Annotated in this window: 2 protein-coding genes; both read right to left on the reverse strand. The window is 29.2% G+C overall.

Features of this window, described 5'->3' with window-relative positions; genetic code table 11:
* Nucleotides 1–135: 135 nt before the first annotated feature.
* Nucleotides 136–2,319 (reverse strand): hypothetical protein, encoded by a 2,184-nt coding sequence (locus ELQ10_RS08595; protein WP_208379424.1) that lies wholly within the window; start codon nucleotides 2,317–2,319, stop codon nucleotides 136–138.
* The gene (locus ELQ10_RS08690; protein ID WP_243833041.1) at nucleotides 2,246–3,178 is read right to left on the reverse strand and encodes a filamentous hemagglutinin N-terminal domain-containing protein; all 933 of its coding nucleotides are present in this window, start codon (nucleotides 3,176–3,178) and stop codon (nucleotides 2,246–2,248) included. The genes ELQ10_RS08595 and ELQ10_RS08690 overlap by 74 nt, the downstream gene beginning before the upstream one ends.
* Nucleotides 3,179–3,452 lie beyond the last annotated feature (274 nt).

Consider the following 3,452-nt stretch of genomic DNA (forward strand, 5'->3'; position numbering starts at 1 on the left):
AGTATCACTAGCATAAAGGCTTAAGATAGCTAAACTAGATAGTAAGATAATGCGTTTCATTTGTGTTTTTCCTTTTTTGTTTGTTTTATTAATTTTTAACAAGATCCAAAAGGCTTTTAACCTTTTGGAATTTAATCATCTTGAGCAAGGATTTCCTGCTTTAAAATTATCTGATACTATACAAGTATTACCGCTTAATTGAGTGCTGGCTTCATCTACTGTAGGTTCTTTATCATCTTCATCTTGTTTTAAAACACTTTCATCCATTTGAGTGAGTAAAGCTTCAGAGAAAGGAAGTGGAGCATTTGCTTCAGGATTGCTTGTATCTCCACCTTCATTATTTGGCTTATCTAAAACAGAATCTAAAGAAGCTAGTTTAGTATCAAATTCTCCTTTGATGCTAAAATGATTATTACTTTGAGATAAGGCTTGTGTTTTATAAGATTTTAAAGTATCATCAAATTTATAAGTATCAAGATATCCTTGTGCTTTAGCATAAAGCTCATTTACTTTGTTTTTAAGTGAAATAAATTCTGCATCTTTAGAACTTGCTGCACCTTGATTGATTAAAGCTACATAAGCATTGTAAGCATCAATGGCTTTATAAAGATCTTCTTTGGTGCTTACAAATTGATCGTAATTATCCTTTATGCTTTTTAAATCTCCTTTTAGGAAAGCAAATAAAGTATTTTTATTGGTTATATTTTGACGGAGTTGATGAATAGTATTAAAATAGCTATTTTTTGTATCATCGCTGTCAAATTTGGCATTGTCAAGATTGTTATTATTATATTCCATAATAAAATCCATACTTTGCACTAAGTTTCTTGCAAGATTGTTAAAATCTTCTTTATTGTATTTTGCATATTTATCATTTTCTTTATCTATGAAATATGTGAGTATAAATTGCGTTTTTTCATCTTCATTCATGGTGCTATAGTAGATATAATTATTTAGAAGATCTTTTAGTGTAAAAATATTTACCCCATAATATTCATCATTTAAATTTTCTATAATTTCCTTAACAATATCATTATGTAAGTCATCTTGATCTAAAATGACATTTTCACTAGGTTCTTGTGAAGAACTTGGAGTATTAGTTGGAATATTAGGTTTGGCAATAGGTTTTGCTTGGGTTAAAAAATCATTGTGTGAATTATCGCCTTCGGTATAATAATGAATATTTACCTTGTCTTCTTTTTCTCCGTTTGTTTCAATGATATTTGTAAAACTTGAGTCTGTATTTGCATTGCTTAAACTATTCTTTTTTTGATAAATATGCGTATTTTTAAAAGTAAAATTTACATTACCTTCTGTTTGAGTGCTGTAAAATATACCTGATTTTCCTTGTATGGTTGCATCTGGGGTAAAATACATAAAAATATTTTCAAAAGTTGAAGTGTCTCCCGAGCCTGAATTTCTTCCAGATTCTGCACTACCACCTATAAATCCACCTGCATAAGCATTATTTGCAATGGAGCTAATATTTTTTATATTATCTAAAACTATATTTTTAAAAGTTCCATTAAGATAATGCGTTCCGATAAATCCACCTACATAAGCAGATTCAGAACCTCTTGCGTAATTGTTTGTAAGATCTATATTGTTAAGATAAATATTTGTAAAAGTTCCATAATCACTATGACCTATAAATCCACCAACATGGCTTTCTCCAATGTCTCCTCCAGTAGTCATACCAGCAGTAGCCGCAGCTTTAATGGTTATGCCATCAACATAAATATTATTAAATGTGCCATTCATAGCAAAACCTACAACAGATCCTGTAGATGTAAAATTAACACCTATTTTATTATCAATATTTATATTTTCTAAAACTATATTCTCTAAATTTGCATTACCATAAATTCTTCCTGCTATGGTTCCTAAATTTCTTCCACCTGTTTTAAAAGAAATATTTTTCATTTTTACATTACTAACTTTTGAATCATTATCCAATGAACCTACAAGAGCTCCAAGATTTGCAAAATTGTAAGATCCGTCGCCATTTCCTAAAGTAAAATTTTCAACATTTAGATTTTTAATTTCTCCACCATCTACTCGAGCAAAAAGACCTATCCACATAGAACCTTGAGGTTTGAAATAAATATTTTTTAGAGTAAAACCTTGTCCATCAAAAACTTTAGTAAAAGATTGATAATTACTAAAAGCATTTGTTAAATCATATCCTACCATCATATTGATTGTTTCGCCATCAACGGTATATTTTCCAAAATCTTTACCTTGATTACCCCCCAAAATCAATATCGTTAGTGAGTCTATATTCGTCAGCATAATCCCTAAAACCATTTTTATTCTCATTCCAACCTTTTGAAAAATAAAACCAATCCTCATCGCTACCTATACCGACAAATTTATTAGTTTTAAATTCTTTTGTATTATGTTTAAAAGAGCCGTAATCAACTCCTTGATATTTAGAAAAATTATTATATGCGATTGGATTGAAATAATATGCCTTTGCATCTAAATTTAAAGCACCATTTTTAATGGCAGTAATTTTTAAACTATCTTTTACATCTAAAGTGCCTATATTTGCCTGAACGGTATTTCCAATAAGCCATATGCTATCGCTATCAATTTTATTTAGAATTTTATCTTCTGAATTTACAGAAGAATTTAAATATACCTCATTCCCAACAATTAAAACATCCTTAGCCTTAATATTTCCCATATTAATCACATTGCCTTTATTGGCTGTAAATTTAGGAGAGAATACAGGACTTGCAAAGGTACTTTTATCTGCAAATTCTTGCATCGCTTTGCTATCTATACTTGAAGTAGACACTCCAAATTTATTTGCATTGATAGTTCCACTTTTACCTATAACCACACCATTAGGATTGATAAGATAAACATTATTACCTGTAGCATTAAGTAAACCATCTATTGTAGAGCTTTTGGTTCCATAAGCAATGTTTAGGTAGTTTTGGTTAGTTTTTCCTTGTCCAAAATTTACAGTTTCACCCTTAGCTATATTAAAACCACCACCCCATTGGATAACAGAGTTTACTTTATTGCCTGTAATATTCATGGTATTACCATTTATATTTATAGTTCCACTTGTTCCATGAGTGAACTTACCCCCACTTGGTAAAGCATAGCTTTGGGAGAAAAGTAAAGAACTTACAACAATTGATAAAACGATTTTATTGTTTTTCATGGTTTATCCTTTCTTGGTTTGGTTTAGTTCTAAGAACTTATCTTTGTTTTTCTTTTTTTCTTTTTTTATCTGTTTGTTTTATTTTTTCTTTTTAAAAACAAAAATAAGTTCTTAATCCTAGATTTCTCTAGGATTATTAATTGTTGATAACTTTGATTTGTTATTGTTTTTATTGTCCATCCTTATTTATTTTATCCTTGCGTAAATGCTTTTACCATCTTGAGATATTCTTACTTCATAAGAAAGCTTTTGTAAATTCATCTTTTTTAATCTA

The sequence above is a fragment of the Campylobacter sp. US42a genome, from assembly GCF_004379055.1.
Taxonomy (GTDB): Bacteria; Campylobacterota; Campylobacteria; order Campylobacterales; family Campylobacteraceae; genus Campylobacter_D; species Campylobacter_D jejuni.

Excerpts from the sequence above, each read along its gene's own strand:
- ELQ10_RS08595 (WP_208379424.1), bottom strand. The coding sequence starts at position 2,319 with ATGAGAATAAAAATGGTTTTAGGGATTATGCTGACGAATATAGACTCA.
- ELQ10_RS08690 (WP_243833041.1), bottom strand. The coding sequence starts at position 3,178 with ATGAAAAACAATAAAATCGTTTTATCAATTGTTGTAAGTTCTTTACTT.